The sequence below is a fragment of the Kaistella flava (ex Peng et al. 2021) genome, from assembly GCF_015191005.1.
Lineage (GTDB): Bacteria > Bacteroidota > Bacteroidia > Flavobacteriales > Weeksellaceae > Kaistella > Kaistella flava.
The window spans coordinates 1854945-1873063 of sequence record NZ_CP040442.1; the positions used below are offsets into that span (position 1 = coordinate 1854945).

General features: G+C 35.3%; 15 protein-coding genes. 10 read left to right on the forward strand and 5 right to left on the reverse strand.

All coding sequences use genetic code 11. The features are described 5' to 3' along the window. Positions 1-25 precede the first annotated feature (25 nt). From Q73A0000_RS08450 to Q73A0000_RS08495, 10 genes are all read left to right on the forward strand, one after another. Positions 26-973, forward strand: a complete 948-nt coding sequence (locus tag Q73A0000_RS08450; RefSeq protein WP_193813610.1) for a transketolase family protein — start codon at positions 26-28, stop codon at positions 971-973. Positions 974-1881: 908 nt separating this feature from the next. Continuing rightward, positions 1882-2124 (forward strand): hypothetical protein, encoded by a 243-nt coding sequence (locus Q73A0000_RS08455; protein ID WP_193813611.1) that lies wholly within the window; start codon positions 1882-1884, stop codon positions 2122-2124. Continuing rightward, entirely contained in the window at positions 2115-2435 is a 321-nt protein-coding gene (locus Q73A0000_RS08460) for a type II toxin-antitoxin system RelE/ParE family toxin (RefSeq protein WP_193813612.1), read from the forward strand. The genes Q73A0000_RS08455 and Q73A0000_RS08460 overlap by 10 nt, the downstream gene beginning before the upstream one ends. Positions 2436-2654: 219 nt before the next feature. Further along, positions 2655-4835 (forward strand): choline BCCT transporter BetT, encoded by a 2181-nt coding sequence (gene betT, locus Q73A0000_RS08465; RefSeq protein ID WP_193813684.1) that lies wholly within the window; start codon positions 2655-2657, stop codon positions 4833-4835. Positions 4836-5323: 488 nt separating this feature from the next. Next, complete coding sequence (locus Q73A0000_RS08470; protein ID WP_193810548.1) at positions 5324-6016, forward strand: MarC family protein; 693 nt, start codon at positions 5324-5326, stop codon at positions 6014-6016. 161 nt (positions 6017-6177) lie between these two features. Further along, on the forward strand, positions 6178-6720 hold the full coding sequence (locus Q73A0000_RS08475; protein ID WP_193810549.1) for a DUF488 family protein: 543 nt from the start codon (positions 6178-6180) through the stop codon (positions 6718-6720). 36 nt (positions 6721-6756) lie between these two features. Continuing rightward, positions 6757-6969, forward strand: a complete 213-nt coding sequence (locus Q73A0000_RS08480; protein ID WP_244140712.1) for a DUF2945 domain-containing protein — start codon at positions 6757-6759, stop codon at positions 6967-6969. A 443-nt stretch (positions 6970-7412) separates the two neighbouring features. After that, positions 7413-8294, forward strand: coding sequence for a LysR family transcriptional regulator (locus Q73A0000_RS08485; protein WP_193810550.1), 882 nt, complete (start codon positions 7413-7415; stop codon positions 8292-8294). Between the two features lie 80 nt (positions 8295-8374). Continuing rightward, complete coding sequence (locus tag Q73A0000_RS08490; RefSeq protein ID WP_193810551.1) at positions 8375-9310, forward strand: YeiH family protein; 936 nt, start codon at positions 8375-8377, stop codon at positions 9308-9310. Between the two features lie 176 nt (positions 9311-9486). Next, a complete protein-coding gene (locus Q73A0000_RS08495; protein WP_193810552.1) occupies positions 9487-10767 on the forward strand; it encodes a chloride channel protein in 1281 nt (426 codons plus the stop codon). 236 nt (positions 10768-11003) lie between these two features. Here Q73A0000_RS08495 and ric read toward each other — a convergent pair whose 3' ends face one another. The 5 genes from ric to Q73A0000_RS08520 form a co-directional block, all read right to left on the reverse strand. Then, a complete protein-coding gene (ric, locus tag Q73A0000_RS08500) occupies positions 11004-11717 on the reverse strand; it encodes an iron-sulfur cluster repair di-iron protein (protein WP_193810553.1) in 714 nt (237 codons plus the stop codon). A gap of 127 nt (positions 11718-11844) precedes the next feature. Continuing rightward, complete coding sequence (locus Q73A0000_RS08505; protein ID WP_193810554.1) at positions 11845-12276, reverse strand: RrF2 family transcriptional regulator; 432 nt, start codon at positions 12274-12276, stop codon at positions 11845-11847. A gap of 11 nt (positions 12277-12287) precedes the next feature. Beyond that, the gene (locus Q73A0000_RS08510; RefSeq protein ID WP_193810555.1) at positions 12288-12662 is read right to left on the reverse strand and encodes a hypothetical protein; all 375 of its coding nucleotides are present in this window, start codon (positions 12660-12662) and stop codon (positions 12288-12290) included. A 69-nt stretch (positions 12663-12731) separates the two neighbouring features. Continuing rightward, entirely contained in the window at positions 12732-13202 is a 471-nt protein-coding gene (locus tag Q73A0000_RS08515; RefSeq protein WP_193810556.1) for an Lrp/AsnC family transcriptional regulator, read from the reverse strand. Positions 13203-13333: 131 nt separating this feature from the next. Continuing rightward, positions 13334-18115 (reverse strand): translocation/assembly module TamB domain-containing protein, encoded by a 4782-nt coding sequence (locus Q73A0000_RS08520; protein WP_193810557.1) that lies wholly within the window; start codon positions 18113-18115, stop codon positions 13334-13336. Between the last annotated feature and the right edge of the window lie 4 nt (positions 18116-18119).

An 18119-nucleotide genomic window follows, 5' to 3' on the forward strand; every position in this document is an offset into this window, starting at 1 on the left:
GAAAATTCAAAATTTAAAATTCCTCATGAAATATACATACACAGAACAAAAAGATACAAGAAGCGGATTCGGCGCTGGATTAGCAGAATTGGCAGATAAAAACCCAAATGTCGTAGCACTTTGTGCAGACCTTATCGGATCTTTGAAAATGGAGAAATTCATTGAAAAAGCACCAGAACGTTTTTTCCAGATCGGAATCGCAGAAGCCAACATGATGGGAATCGCAGCCGGTTTAACCATCAACGGAAAAATTCCTTTCACCGGAACATTCGCCAACTTCTCTACATCAAGAGTTTATGACCAGATTCGTCAGTCAATCGCTTACTCCAATAAAAACGTAAAAATTTGTGCTTCCCACGCAGGATTAACTTTGGGTGAAGATGGCGCAACACACCAGGTTTTAGAAGACATCGGCATGATGAAAATGCTTCCAGGAATGACCGTAATCAACACTTGTGATTACAACCAAACCAAAGCAGCAACTCTTGCAATCGCAGATTTCGAAGGACCGGTTTATTTAAGATTCGGACGACCGGTTGTTCCAGTATTTATTCCAGAAGATATGCCTTTCGTAATCGGAAAAGGAATTATGCTTCAAGAAGGAACCGACGTAACCATCGTAGCAACCGGACATTTAGTTTGGGAATCTTTATTGGCAGCAGACGCTTTAGAGAAAGAAGGAATTTCTTGTGAAGTCATCAACATTCACACCATCAAACCTTTAGACGAAGAAATCATCTTAAAATCGGTAGAAAAAACAGGAAGAATCGTAACAGCCGAAGAACACAACTACATCGGAGGTTTAGGCGAATCCGTTGCCGGAATGTTGTCCAGAAAAAGACCAACCATCCAGGAATTCGTAGCCGTAAATGATACCTTCGGAGAATCTGCAACTCCAGCAGAATTAATGAAAAAATACGGAATTGATTCTGACGCTGTTCAAGCAGCGGTGAAGAGAATTATGAAGAGATAATTTTCAAAAGACGAAAAGATTATAGATCGCTTCGCTTTTAGAAAAAAGACTAATCCACTGATTATTTCAGTGGATTTTTTATTTAAAAACATTCCTAAATTTGATTTAATAATTTTCAAATTTAACTATCCTTTTCCTCTTATTGAATCCTTTGAAAGATAACTTCACTTCCGCACAATTCGATGGTGGAGTTTATAGAGTACTGCAACAGTTCTGCTTCCTATAAAACCTGCAAGTTTCAAAATATTTTTTGAATTGTTTCTGCCATAAATTTAGTTTCAATTAGATAAAGATATCAAAAACACTAGTGAAATCTGTAAACTTTTCTATAAATTAAATAATATATTTATTTATATATCAGGCAATTAAATGATTTTATTTGTAAACAATTTTTTTTACACTTAGTAAATTGTATTTTTGACTTTATCGAAAAGGTAATTATACTTTAGCGAAAAATGTTTAAATACCTCGACACAAAAAAATTCCCGAGAGCGTCTCGAGAATTAAATTTAAATTTTTGATAATGAGCAAAATTAAAAAAGATTTGAAACAAATTTTAAAGATGGTTGGCGCCGCTTTGATTCATTCCTTTCTCATCTACATCATACAAATAATTTTGTAGAAGTATTTCGAAAATCTCTTTTTTTTAACTGCCTGCGTAACTGCAGGCTTTATTTTGCTATTACAAATATAGAAATCTTTTTGCAATAGGTGATAATATTACACCATTAAAATTTTGCAATCTTTCCAAAAATGTAATGCCTCAACAGCGCATAAATTCTTTCCTTCGCTGCCGCACGAATCCTTCCGTGTGGTTTTTAGAAATACAAAAATATCTAAACTGTATCTAGAGATTCTAATTTTTCAAAAAAAAAATTACGTAAATTTGAATTAAATATTTGGAAATAATGAATTTAGAAGCACGAAAAATATCACTGGTTCAGGAGTTTTTGAGAATTGATAACGAAAAGTTGATCACTGCTTTAGAAAATTTACTTTACAAAACAAAAAACGAATTTTTTGAAGAGAATTTGAAACCAATGTCTTTGGAAGATTTTAATAAAGAAATTGACAAAGCCATCAATGATGAAGAAAATAATCGACTCATTCGAGCAGAAGATCTAAAGGAAAAAATCCAGAAATGGAGTTAGAAATCTTTTGGACTCAACTTGCAGAAGATAAACTGCAAGATATTTTTGATTACTACAAAGGGAAAGCAGGAATTAAAACTTCAAGGAAAATAATCACCCAAATTGTTGACCGAACAATTGATTTAAATAAAAACCCAAGAATTGGTCCCGAAGAAGAATTGTTGAAAGACCGCTTGCAGGAATTTAGACATTTGATATCAACAAATTACAAAATAATCTATTACATCAATTTTGAAACGAAGAGAATTGTAATTGCAAATGTTTTTGATGTAAGACAAAATCCTGAAAAAATACAGAAAACGAAATATTAAAACCCTCTCGCTCCCTCGCTGCCGCACAAATCCTTTCGTGTGGCTTATTGAATAGAACGAAGGAAATTGCTCGAAACCCAAGAAAACTTTCGACTTGGTTATCTATTTATTTTTCTAAAATAAAAAAGATGTAAATTTGAGTTAAACAACCCGATGTCGCTGAATTGTATTCCGTGACGATGCTGCTACAATCTTGTTCCCTAAATAAGTACGATGCCCATGAACCAAAACTCCAACGAAGATAATCCGAATGATCACACCCATTCAGAAAAAACGCCGTTTGAACGCAGTCGTTTTGGTGGCAGCGTAAAGTCGCCTAAAGTTAAAAGTGAGGTTCCTGTATCAAAAAGTGATTTGGGAAAAGGCGCTCAAAAACTATGGCAGAATAAAACCACCCAAATTAACTGGAGTGTTTTAATAATATCATCTGCGGTAATTGCGTCGTTTTCATTTTGGGTAATTGCGATGCCTGATCAAGCGAGAGCAACAATGAAATTAACCGTTAATTGGATCGCCACCAATTTAGGCTGGTACTACGTTTTGACAATGGCGCTTGTCATTTTCTTTGTCGTTTGGGTGGCACTATCAAAAGCAGGAAATCTGCGTTTGGGACCTGATGATTCGCGGCCACAATATGGACTTGCTACCTGGGCCGCAATGCTTTTTGCGGCAGGAGTCGGAATTGACCTTTTGTTTTTCTCGGTGACGGGACCCGTCGTTCAGTATTTGACGCCACCCTCGGGTGATGCAGAATCTGCCGCTGCTTTGCAGGATGCAGTCGTTTGGACCATGTTTCACTATGGTATAGCCGGTTGGGCGGTCTATGCACTACTCGGTATGGCAATGGGATATTTTGCTTATCGATGGAATTTGCCGCTTTCAATCCGAGCAGCGCTATATCCGCTTTTTGGCAAACGAGTAAAAGGTGCACTAGGTGACTCCATCAGCACTATTGCATTGATAGGAACTGTTTTTGGCGTCGCAACCACCATGGGAATTGGCGTGGTGCTGCTTAACGTTGGTTTCGCAAAACTGTTTGGCTTTAACGAAGGTCTAACGTTGCAAATTGCACTGGTTATTGGCGCTGTGATTTTAACGATTGCAGCAACAACATCAGGCGTAGATCGTGGGATCCGCTGGATTTCTGAATTGAATCTGTGGAGCGCCGTGGCCATGATGGCATTTATTCTAATAGCAGGTCATACAGCATTTTTGCTTAACGGATTGGTAGAAAACATCGGTCAATTTTTGGTAACGCTGCCTTCAAGAATGTTTAAAACTTTTGCCTACGTTCCAGACAGCAGTGACTGGATGGGAAGTTGGACCCTTTTCTTTTGGGCCTTTTGGCTGGCATGGGGACCTTTTGTAGGCGTATTTTTGGCTCGGATTTCCCGCGGCCGAACTTTGCGCGAATTTGTAGTTGCGGCGATTACGGTACCGGTGCTTTGTGACTTTATTATCGTGTCCTTTTTTGGCAACTCCGCACTGTACGAAGTATTACAAGGGAACTCGGCATTTGCCGAACTGGCAATCGAAAGTCCTGAACATGGCTGGTATGCACTTTTAGGAATGTTCCCTGCACCCCTATTCTTGATTGCTCTTGCCACGTTTTCAGGATTGTTGTTTTATATTACCAGTGCCAACTCAGGTGCAATGGTAATGTCTAATTTTTCAGCATCGATTCCTGATCCAAGTGAGGATGGTCCTAAATGGTTACGAATATTTTGGGCTGTTCTAACGGCAGTGTTGACCATTTCTATGCTTCTGGCAGGCGGCGTTATTACAATGGAATATGCTACACTAATTTTTGCGCTTCCGGTAACTGTTATTGCGTACCTGGTCATGTTTTCATTTTATAAAGCGTTACGGATAGAGCGTGCCGAACAGGAAGGAAAAGTGATTCGCGATCCAACAATTACTCCAAGTGGTGGTCATATTCCCGAGCGTTCCTGGAAGCAGCGACTTGGGCAAATGCTTACTTTTGCCTCAAAAAAAGAAGGAGTGCAGTATTTAGAGCGCGTGATTCGCCCTGCTCTTGATGACGTGGCGGCGGAATTTAGAGGTCAGGGTTATGATGCCGAGCGTCAGAATGCCGACCACGACGAAAGAATCTCAACCATTGATCCTACTCGTCCTTCGGGACCTTTACTCAGGGTGTCGACCGACAGTGTTCATGATTTTTATTATCAGGTGGCTATGGTGGCAACACCAGCACCGACCTTTAGCGGAAAAATGGCATCGGATACCGATGTTTATTATCGACTTGAAGTCACTACCCAAACCGGATCAGGTGGCTATGATTTAATGGGATTGAGCCGTCAGCAGGTGATTGATGATGTATTGGAACAATATGAAGCGTATATTACCTATATAAGCGCAGCACGAGAGGAAGACGAATGAAGCCGTTTCATCTTCTCAAGGTTTTAAACTTTGACAAGGTTTTAAAAATGTCCGCTTTATTTTTAGAAATCATCTTTTCATTAAAATTTTAAAATTTTATTACACCAAAGAAATATTTAGTTTTCAAAATTAATCCATCAGCAAAACCAGACATTTACGCCATCGGTGATTCTACCAAAACAATAGAAGAGTTTCTGGATTATTGAATTCCCTTGCTCCCGAACGATTCTATTTCGTGGTTTACAGAACACAAAATTTCTAAATTACACTTTCAATCTTTAATTTTTTATGATGACCACACGAAAGGATTCGTGCGGCAACTAGTGAACAAATTAATAATTCCAATATTAAAGTGGTGGAATTTGACCACTTTAAAATAACTTACTAAAAAACTAAACGGTTAAATTTCATAATCTTAATCTTTTAATCTAAAGACAAGACTTCCATTTAAAAACTTTAATTTTGATAGAGAAAAATAAACCGCTAAAATGACATTTGAATTCAACTCCTTCATCCATTTAATATTTATAGGATTTATTGCACTATTCCCGGTTATCAATCCTCTTGGAAGCGCCTTTATTGTAAGTCCCTATTTTTCTGGCTTAGATCGACAAGAACGATTGAATGCAATCAAACGAATTTCATTATATGCTTTTTTAATCTGTTTGGTTACTTTGATTATTGGACATTGGATCTTAGAATTATTTGGAATAACGGTTCCAATTATTCAGTTAGCGGGTGGAATAATGATTTGCAAAACCGGCTGGGAATTCCTTTCACCACCGAAACAAGAAAATACAGAGGAAATCCAAACTGGCAACAAAAATCTAAGTCATCAACTGGAAAACAAACTGTTTTTTCCAATTACTTTTCCAATTACTACCGGAGCTGGTACAATCGCGGTTCTCTTTACCTTAAGTGCGCATGGATCCAGTAAAACCATCTCCCAATACTTGATCAATACGAGTGCGATTATGATTGCGGTATTGGCATTGTGTATTTTAGTATTCATTTGTTATATCAATGCCAATCGACTGATTAAGTATTTAGGCTCGCAAAGGGAGAAAATAATTAACAGCATTATGGCTTTTTTAATTTTTTGTGTTGGTTTACAAATCGCAGTTGAAGGCATTACCCAACTCGCTTTACAGATCATGAAAGTTTTACATCAAGCGAGTTAATTTGTAAATTTAATTTCTGAACTTTCGATTGTGTCATTAACCTTGTCAAGTTTTGACACCTTGACAAGGTTCTTAAAAAGAATGGTTCTCCAGTTAAATAGTTAATCTTTCCATTTAAAATTTCTAATTTTACTAAGCCAAAGAAATTTCAATTTTATAAAATGAAAGCAGCGGAAAAACCAACCATTTACACCATCGGTCATTCTACCAGAACGATCGGGGAATTTCTGGAAATGTTGAATTCATTTAATATTAAAATTTTAGCAGACATTCGAAGACTTCCGGGTTCGAGGAAATACCCGCAATTTAATCAGGACGATTTAAAGAAATCTTTAGAAGAAAACGGAATCGAATATGTTTATATTGAAGATTTGGGCGGAAGAAGACCAGCGAAAAAAGATTCAAAAAATACAAGTTGGAGAAATAAATCTTTTCAAGGTTACGCCGATTACATGGAAACCGAATCCTTTGAAAATGGTGCAGCAGAGTTGGCGAAGTTAGCCTTAGAACATCCGACGGCGATGATGTGTTCAGAAGCAGTTTGGTGGCGTTGTCATCGCTCCATGGTTTCGGATTATTTTAAAGCAAAAGGCTGGGAAGTTTTACATATTATGGCTTTAGGCAAAGTTCACGAACATCCTTATACTTCTCCGGCGAGAATTGTGGGAGATCAGGTTTTTTATTCTGATGAAAATTCTGGTTAACCTTTTCAAATTCCCTAATAAAACATTAAAAAAGCAATGATGAAAACACAATTTAAAATTGGCGATAAAGTCAAATGGAATTCGGAAGCAGGAAGAGTTTCGGGAACGATTATTAAAATCCATACCAAAGATTTTGATTACAAAGGTTACACGCATCATGCTACAGAAGACGATCCGCAGTACGAAATCAAAAGCAGCAAAACCGATCATATTGCAGCGCACAAAGGTTCGGCTTTAACGAAAGAGTAGAGTGAATTTTACCGCAAAAGAAACAAAAGTTTAATGAAGCAAATCAAAAGTTTGCAAAATGTAAATGGAATTAAGCAGTTACTTTTTGCCTTCTTTTGATTCATCTTTTTTTTACATTTGTCTTTTGCCTCTTTTGCGGTTAAAAAAAATTTTTAATAAACCCTAAAAAAATTTTTGATGTTCGATTATCGCGTGAAAGTTTTTTACACCGTTACACATGAAGATTCTGCATTAACAAAAGAGAAATAATTTTAGAATAAATCTAACCGCAAAAGAACAAAAGTTTATATGAAGCAAATTAAAAGTCTGCAAAATGCAAATAGAATTAAGCAGTTACTTTTTGCCTTCTTTTGATTTATCTTTTTTTACATTTATCTTTTGCCTCTTTTGCGGTTAAAAATTAAAAAAGTGCATTTTTGCACCAATACTTTAATTCTACAAAAATGTTCGATTACCGCCTGAAAGTTTTTTATACCGTTGCCAACCGTTTGAGTTTTACCAAAGCCGCAAACGAATTGAATATTTCCCAACCTGCGGTGACCAAACACATTAAAGAAATTGAGAATCAACTTAACACCAAACTGTTTGACCGAAAAGGAACCACTATTCAATTGACCGAAAGCGGAAAAATATTATTTGTCTATGCAGAAAAAAGCCGTCAATTGTATCGCGATTTAGAATTTGCGATTTCGCAACTCAATAAACAGGAAAAAGGAAAACTGAAAATCGGCGCGAGTACGACGATTGCACAATATATTTTACCGGAAATCCTGGCGAAATTTAATTCTTATTACAAAGACATCAATATCGAATTAGTCACTCATAATTCTGAAGACATTGCTACTTTACTTAAAAATGGAAAAATTGATTTAGGAATTGTGGAAGGTGAATCAAAGTCTTCTTACTTTGATTATTTAAAATTTAAGCGCGATGAGATTGTTTTGGTTTGTAAAGCGGATCATCCTTTGGTTAATAAAAACTTTAAGATAAAAGATTTATACGATATCGATTTGATTGTAAGAGAGCAAGGTTCTGGAACGCAAGAATTCATTCAAAATCAATTGAAAAAATCTGGAATAGATGTTCAAAAATTGAAGATTATGATGCAGTTAGGAAGCAGTGAAAGTATCAAAAACTATTTACTGTATTCTGAAGCGATGGCTTTTCTATCTGTCAGCACGATTTTACCAGAATTGAAAAATAATCAGTTGAGTATCGTTGATATTAAAAATTTTAGCATTGAAAGAGATTTTAATTTTATCACTTTAAAAGGAGAACAGTCAGACTTAATCGATCTTTTTATGAAGTTCATCAGTTATAACTAATGGTTATAGCCAACAACAATGTATGATGAAAATTTGAATGATAAATGACCGAAATTTGTCCTGTCAAAATCAACTGAATCATGCAAACTACTTTAAACAAAGATCTTCTACGAAAAATATTATTTTTTCTTTTGGTCGTATTCTGTGTTTCTCCTTTCGCCAGTTCTCCCGTTGCTTTAGCTCTGGGAATCGGTTTCACGATTATCATTGGAAATCCGTATGAGCAGAAAGTTCACAAATACATCCACCTTTTATTACAAATTTCGATTGTCGGATTGGGATTTGGATTACAATTAGACGAGGCCATGAAAGCCGGAAGAGAAGGAATTACGTTAACCATTATGAGTATCACCACAGTGATGGTTCTTGGTTATTTCTTAGGGAAATTTCTTAAAATTGAAAGACCTTTATCTTATTTAATTTCCGTCGGAACCGCGATTTGTGGTGGAAGCGCTATAGCTGCTGTAACGCCGATTATTAAACCTACCACGAAGCAAATATCCTTGGCATTGGCGATTGTGTTCACTTTAAATTCTATCGCATTGTTTATTTATCCAGCCATCGGGCATTTATTAAATATGACTCAGGAGCAGTTCGGCTTGTGGTGTGCGATTGGAATTCACGATACCAGTTCTGTTGTTGGTGCTGCCAATAAATACGGTGATATTGCCTTGAAAGTGGCGACAACCGTTAAATTATCTCGGGCTTTATGGATTATTCCAATGTCGCTTTTAACAATGGTTTTATTTAAAACCAAAGGAGCGAAAGTAAAAATCCCGTGGTTTATCGGCTATTTTATCATCGCCATTTTACTACATACGTATTTTCCTATTTTCGAAGGATTCAGTCATATCGCTACTACTGCCGCAAAATCAGGATTGAACTTAACTTTATTTTTTATCGGATCAACGATTTCTATTCAGACCTTAAAAACGATCAGCTGGAAACCTTTATTTCTCGCAATAGTTCTTTGGGTAATCATCAGTGTCGGAAGTTTATTGATGATTTTAAAGTAAATTATTTACTTTATCGCTTCGCTTTAAGATCAATGACGCTTTCGCTAAAAACTATTTTAGCGAAAGTTTTTATAAATTTGCACCACAGAATTTTTCCTAATTTAATTTCTACCACACAGAAAATATAAAAATCACAGAAAGTTCAGTTCATTTTCACTCATCTTAAAAGGAATCCCTTGGAAAGAAAAAAAATAGTTACCCAGCATTATTTTCGTTTGATTATCTCATCGATGATTGTTGGTTTAGCAAGCGCATTATTAGCATTTACTTTAAAGCATCTTACCGAATATTTCGAACATCATCTATTCAACGCTGTCAATTCGGGATACACTTCACTCTTTATCATTTTACCATCAGTCGGAATTACAACGATTTACTTTTTAAGAAAATATCTTTTTCAAAATAGAAAGAATAAAGGAATTACGGAAATATATAAAACTCTCGATCAGCGAAAAGATCATTTACCTTTATTTAAAATTCCGTCGCATTTTTTTAATGGATTTCTGACCGTCATTTTTGGAGGCTCAACCGGAGTTGAAGTTTCTACCGTTGTTGCCACAGCGACCATTGGAAATTATGCTTACGAAAAAGAATTTTCTGCGCGAATGTACAAACGCGAATTAATTTGTGCGGGAGTTGTTGGCGGAGTTGCGATTTTATTTACAAGTCCGCTTGCAGGATTTTTATTTGCAATGGAAGTAATCGCTCGTAAAACCAGAAAATCATTAATCATTGCCTGTACCGCTTCAGCTTTGGTTAGTTGGGCTTTTATTGAATTCTTCGATCCTGAAACAATTTTAACTCATCCGGTAACAGAATGGACTTATGCCGCAATTCCATTCTTTATCATATTAAGTATTTTGGGTGGTGGACTTTCGGTTTATTTTACGCTTTTGGTCACCCGAATGAAAAAACTATTTGGAAATATTTCTAATAATTTTATCAGAGTTAATTTGGGCGCCATCGCTGTTGGAATATTAATTTTCTTTTTCCCAAGTTTGTACGGAGACAGCTACCACGGTTTACATGAAATTTTAAATAAACCCCTGGAGTTATCATCTGCAACCCCAATATTATTTCTTTTGGCAGTAGCGGTTCTAAAACCTTTGGCTTCTGCTTTAACTTTAGGCGCAGGTGGTGACGGTGGAGTTTTTGCGCCAAGTATTGTGGCTGGAGCTTTTTTAGGTTTAATGGTAGCATTTGTTGGAAATACTTATTTTGGAATGAATTTAACTCCAATTAATTTTGCCTTGCTTGGTGCGGCGGTTACTTTATCTGCTTCTTTGTATGCGCCTTTTACATCAGTCGTTTTGATCTGTAATCTACTTCCTGATGGATATAATTTGTTTGTACCCATTTTAATCTGTTGTTTCATTTCACATCAGTTTGCAAAGAAATTACTTCCTTATAATGTTTATACTTACGACTTTTATCTGAATTCAAAAGCTTCATCTTAAAATATCTTTTTTTTAACCGCAAAAGAGACAAAAGACAAAAGCAATAAAGAAGATTTTCAAAAGAATGCAAAAAGCAAAACCAACATTATGAAACTTTTACAAACTTTTGAGTGGCTAATTAAAATAAAACTTTTGTGACTTTTGTGGTTAAAAACCAAACAGTTTTTGGTCCTAAAATAGAAATCCACCTCATAAAATAATGAAGTGGATTTCAGTAAAAAAACAGAAAATTTAGTTTAAAAAGTTTTCTCTAAAGCGATGGCTTTCGGGAAGAGAATATTGTTTTCTAAATGAATGTGGGTATGTAGATCTTTCTCAAAATCTTCAAGCATTTTATAAGTCACTTGATACGTTCCACACGCATCTTCAGGGAATTGATAGTTATTGGTTAAGTCGTCAATCTTCGCAAACAGGTCGCCCACCACAGTATGCTCATGTTTCATCATGGCAACCGGACTTTCTACCGTTCCGAAATTTGGAGTTACTAATGCTTCTCCTTTTTGTTTGGCGTTCACCATTCTTTTGATAAAAGGGAAAAGAATTAACTCTTCTTTTTTCATGTGAGCTGCTAATTCTCCAGAAATCTCAGTGAAAATCTTGGTGATTTCAAATAATTCCGGATGTCTGTCGCCATGAACTTTACAAAGCTTATTTAAATATTGAAGCAATACCGTTGAATTTTCTTCAACATAACGGTGATGCGTTTTCTCCACGTAATCTGCTAATAAATCCAAAGGCCAAGAATTGAAATCGATATCGCCGGATTTCAAGTTGGCAACATTTGATAATTCATTGTAAATATCTTCTGCTTGGTATTTTTTGTTTTCGCATGCTTCTTCTACCGTTCTGTCGCCTTTGCAACAAAAATCGATCTTATACTTGCGGAATACTTGGGCCGCTCTGAAATCTTCTGCTACAAATTCACCGATGGTTTTTTCTTTCGTTAACATGATGTCTTATTTAATATTATGGTACAAATGTACACAATATTTTAATTCGGACAAAATTATCTTAATTAAAATGAAAGAATTTTAAAATCTTTTTTTAATGAAATTTAAAGGAAGTTTAAAAGGATAATTATTTCAGCCAAGCCAAACCAGTTTCGGTTTTTATAGCCAAATCATAAAAGGAATATTTCTGCACCATGGCCACCAAACCATTTCGTACTTCTTTGAAATCGTCATGAACGGGACAAGGATTTTCGGAAGAACACTTTTGTAAACCCAATCCACAGTTGGTGAAAATTCCGTCACCATCGATTAATTGAACGACATCGAAAATTTTAATCTGTTTCTGCTTGTCAACCTGAAAAATGAAACCACCCTGTTTTCCACGGATCGATTCCAAAATATTTTCACGGCAAAGTTGTTGCAGAATTTTAGCGGTAAAAGCTTCCGGAGCATTCACTGATTTTGCAACTTCTTTTACATTCGCACTTCGGTTCTGATGACTTTGTTGCGCAATATAAATGCTTGCTTTTATCGCATATTCACAGGCTTTAGAAAACATCTTTACTTTAATTATTTAAAAAATTGCCATTTGGGAAGAATGGCGAACATACCAACCGTAATATACAGAAACAAATTGGTAACATCCGTATATAAAAAAGTGGACAAGAAATAGGTATGAGACATAAAATGAATTACAACCGCCGCCGGAAATAGATATACTCCTATCTTTTTATATAGGTAAATAATAAATACTGATAAGATCATCAATAGATCTACCAGGAAGATAAAATAAAAGTAACCGTTTGGAATATTGATTTCCTGATGTTGAGAAAACTCATCAAAGTCAATTCCTACGCCCATTAGCGAAAATAGGATTAAGGCAGCCAGTGATAAGACGAACCCTAAATCTTTTTTGGGACTTTCGTTTGCAAAATTGTCATTCATAATGGTAAAAATAAAAAAACTTTTGATAAGAAATCAAAAGTTTTTTTATTTGTTGATATAAATCACTGTTTAGATCGTAACAGCTTGGATCAATCTATTTTTGTCTGAAATATGCTCTTCCATAGAGATCATACTTTCAGTTCTCATTACGTCTTGAATATCATCAATTTGATAAATGATTCTTTTTGCGTCTTCTGTATTCTTTGCTTTTACTTTGCAGAAAATATTGTATTTCCCTGAAATAACGCTTGCTTCGATTACGTTAGGAATTGTTCCCAGCTCCTTTAAAACTTCCTGAGTTCTGTTGGACTTAGTCAAAAGAATTCCGATAAAAGCAGTAAAGTGATAATCTAATTTTGAGTAATCGATGTTAAGAGAAGAACCTAAGATGATTCCTGCGTCTTCCATTTTCTTAACACGTACGTGGATTGTTCCTGCAGAAACATCCATTTGTTTTGCGATTTCTGTAAAAGGCATTCTAGTGTTTTCAACTAAAAAGTCTAGTATTTTTTTGTCTATTTCGTCGAGTTGATAATTCATTATTATGATTTTATAAATTTCTTATTAGTATGTCAAATTTTTTGCAAAATTACAAAAAAATATGAATACACGAAAATTATATCAAATATTAATAAATTTTAACTAATTCATAAACTTTTACACAAATATTCTTAATTTTTACTATCGTTTTTAATGGAATCTGTTTTAATTTCTGACTGATTCGTTTTTGGACTTTTAGTCTTTTTCTTCCTTTTAAAGATGGTATTGAAACTTTTACTGTACACAACCCCAACTCCATAGCTTTGATTGGCTCCAGCATTTCCTGATTCCGTTCCATTTAAACCAATATTGGTTGGCTTAGAATAAGCACGAAATAATCTGGTTCCATCATTTTTCTTAGACCAGTCATATTCAACAATTCCTTCGCCCGAAAGATAATCACTGCTCGTATTTTCAGATTTTGAAATCGGAATTCCCAAACCGGTTTTCACAGTGGTTCTCGGTGAGAGTGCAAAACTTAAACTTGCATTAGCTCGGTCACCGGTATTCGATGAAGCGTCACCTTTAAGATAATTTAAATCGACCTGAAACTCATTACTGATGGTATTTAACACAGATCCTAATTGCTTGAATAACATATTATAACCAGAACTTTCAGCGAAATTTCCAATATTAACATCGAAACCTGAATTGGTATCGTTGAAACTATTTAGAACTAAAATTGATCCGAACTGGATAATCTTTTCATCCTCGTTACTCATCTTTTCAGCCAAAGTTTCTTTCACACTACTGGAAACATCCTGCGCAGAAACACCAAGTACAATTTTCGGGTTATTAAGCGTCTGTGTAATTTTGGTAGAAAGCACAATATTAATAGGTTGCAAAGTTCCTAAGTTTAAATATTGTCCAGCGTTGGTAACGGTTCTCAAATAAGTAGCATCAATATCTAATTGTGGTGCCATCGCATCGCCATCCCAACGGATGGAACTTCCTTTCGCAATCTGGAAGGTACGGTTTAGAATTGCTTTAGAAACAAAGGTTCCATTATCTACAACATAATTTCCGTTCATCGAAATTGCGCCTGTTCTACTCATTGTAAATCGCAAACGTTCAGAGTTTCCACGAACTGTTATATCACCAATATCATTTCCTACCAAAACATTTACGGTTGTTCCTTTATCGACTTCTAAGTTAAAATCGATGTTCATATTCGCTCCCGACTTTTTCTTTTTTTCCGTCGTGACAATACCTGTCTCGTCTCTTTTCAAAAAGCGTAACATTTTAAACTCCTCTACATTTGATGTTGAATTCGAATTGAATGTAAATACGGAATTATTAAGTGCACGCATTTCCGGCGTCGAAATATTTAACCCAGAAACAGGTCCGTCAACATAGATTGTTCCGTTGCCATAAACTCTTCCCCAGAACAAATCATAATCTTTCTGAGTGGTATTTAACAATAATAAATTATCAGCACGCATTACTAAATTGACTCCCATTGAGGATAAAGTTTCAAACTGAATCGCCCCAGAAATCGAACCTCTTGAATTAGCTCGACCATCTTTCACGCCAATATCATTCAGAATTGCCAAACCTCTTGACAACGAAACTACAGTATCATCAAATGAATAATCAACGCCGGTAAAGTCCAGTTTTAATCCAAATTTCTTCAAGGCAATATCACCGCTATAATCCACATCATTTAACTGGCCAGCAATTCGTAAATCACCCGACGCTTTCCCACGCATATTGGAAAATATTCCCTCCACAAACTGTTGAGCAAATGCAACATCCAGATTATCCATTTTCGCAATCAAATCGAGTGAAGGTGAAGCGGTATTATTATTAATGGTTCCTGTTAAATGAAGATTATTATCACCTAACATTCCGGTTGAAATAACTTTCACATCAACATCGAAGACATTAGGAATTGGACTGTTTTTGGTCGAAATCTGGATTTTCCCCATCTCATTACCATTCATGAAAATATCACCAATATTGATATCAATCAATGGCTCAAGATTATTTTTATCCATTTTAATATCAAAGGTACCGTTGGCAATTCCCTTGATATCCATATCATTTTTATTTTTGATCAGCGCAAATACTTTGGCTACATCTAAATTCTTAACTTCACCTTCCGCCGAAAAATCTTTGGCTGATTTGAAAATAGCATCTTTTAATAAAAGTTCACTATTATCGGAATAAAGACGCAGATTTTGAATCAAAAAGTCACCTGTTTTTTTCCGGTACGTAATGGAATGATTTAAGACTGGATCGGTATCTACGCTCCAGGCAACATCATTAAATTTCACCGTCGTTGGCTCGAACCGGAAAACGAAATCTCCGGCACTATTTGTTGATTGATTAAGATTGATGGTATATTCTTTCAGCTCCTGTTTCACTTCCTGTTCAGGCGAGCCCAGTTTAAAGTTCGTTGCAATATGCAGAACTTGATTATTTTCATTGTTCCCACTTAAAGTAATGTCTTTCAGAATATTTTGATTGTACTCAATTCGATCAATTTTTGCAAAAATCTGTTCTTGTAAATTGGCAGTATTTATTCTGACCGACAACTGATCAATCATCGCACTGTCTTTCGAAATCTGATCTCTTTCATTTACTTTATACGCAGGATTCGCTTTTGCAAGAGCTTTATCTGCTTCGGTGATTTCTTCTTTTTTAGTCATCACATATTTCAGTGATTCAGCGTCAACATTTAAAATTAAATTATTTGAATTCCCATCGTAAGAACCTTCAACCGTCGCTCCTTTCGGTATATGAAGTTCTGGCATGAAATAATTAACCAAACTTTGTTTCACGTCAAAATTCATGGCAAAGTTTTGTCCACGGTATAATTTTCTTGGCGGTGGACCCACTAATATTTTTCCAAAACCATTTTCAACCATTCCGACTAAATCTCCCAAATTGAATTTCCCATCAATTTTTCCAGTAACCGCACCAGGCGCATCAACCGAAACGATACGGTTTCCATCTTCAAAAAATGCTTTTACGTTAGCTGTAGGAATATTAAATTTCTGATTATTCGCTGCGAAACTCACATTTTGTAAATCAGCATCTAGGGTTAAATCATTAATATTGGTCATCGAAATTTTGCCGTTAACAATACCGCTTACGGCTTGCGTTCCTTTTGCACCCGTAAAATAATTGACGTTTAAATAATCAATATTTGCATTAACATCGGCCATCAATTTAGAAGTACTAAAATCGATAAGCCCTTTTATATTTGCTTTTGCCTGATCGTCATTTACATTAATAATTCCGTTATATTTTTTATGATCAAGAACTCCTTCCAAATAAACATTGGTAATCACTTTATCGGTAATTTCTATTTTTGAAATCTGTGATCTTGTTTTCAAAACCATCTTGTTCACATCAAAGCTTTGCCCTTGAACATTAAACTTACCACTAATTAAACCAACCTCTTTACTCTTGGTAATTACAGTCGTATTCAAATCATTTACTTCTGCAAAACCTCGATATTTGGGTAAATCCGTACTGTAATCTTCCAAATAAAAGTTAGTGATTTTCGCCTGTCCGATTCCGGTAACCAAATTTGCTTTCGGTACAAAAACTTGTTTAGGAGTTACTCTGGCAGCACCATCATATTTTAATCTTCCGAAATCATCAGCGAAATTTTTCATTTTTGAAGAAATGAAAGTTGGCATCATTGCCTTTAAATCTTTGTACGTAAAATCGGCCGAAAGTGTATTGGTTTCAATCTGAAAGTTTCCTTTTAAAATATTGGAAACATTCATCGATTTGGTCTTAATATTAACCTGTGGATTTCTAACCAAAAAATTATCAAGCGTAAATCTATTTAAAGGTCCACCCATTTTCCCCGAAATATTGATGGGTTTATAATTATCCCACTCGGTCACAAAATAACTGATGTCGTAACCACTGATTTGACTTCCCTGCTGCAATTGCATATCCCAGCGAACTTTATTGGTGAAATCAGACCAAGAACCTTCATGAAGATTAAACTTAATATCTCCCTGAAGTAAAGAATGATCAGTATTAAAAGTTAAATCTTTGAGTGAAAGATAATCATGAGTTAAAGAAAAACCGGCAGAAAAGGTATCAACAAAATGTTTTTTACCCCATCTTTCTGTCGTAAATCTCATATTATTAATTTGCGCAGAAACTTCTGCACCAACTACTTTCAGTTCCGGAACTACTAGATTTACATTTTGAGCATCGAGCCATTTTCCTTCCTCACCTTCACTATTTTGATTAATAATGGAAACTTTTGAATTGGTAATGTAAACTCTTGATTTTAATTGAAAAGGTTCTCTTGGCACAGCAGGCGCAGGACCATTAAATAAATCGACAAATCGAATAAAATTTGAAATACTATCTCCTTTATAAGTAATCACTTTAAGGTCAAGTTCATCTAAAGATAAAGATTGGAATTGCAAATTTCGGGAATCACTAATGATTGAAAACCAGTCAGAATCGGCATATAATTCTTTTGCTTTTAAAAACGGGAAGTTTTTGTAATCTTTTACCGCCACATTATGAATATGGATATCGCCAAAATAACTCACGTCCACACTTTCAAAAGACATATTTGAATTTAAGTCTTTATTCAGTTTGATAATTACTTTTTGCGCTGCCCAGTTTTTGGTTGCTGGCAAACTTACGATTACAATAACAGAAACGACTAAAAAAAGAACAGTCCAAAATACGACGAGCAATAATTTTGCCCACCATTTATAGCTTGTAACATCTTTTGCAGCTTGCTCACCAAATTCCTTGGCGGTTTCTAAAGGGTGATTAATAGCATCAGAAGCGAGATTGCTTGCACCTTTTACCGTTTCTTTTACAGCATCCTGAACATTATCTACGCCTTTTTGTACAGAATCACCAATGTTTTCCGCAATCGATTTTTTATTCTCTTTATCGTTATTATTCTCTAAATTTGCCATTGTT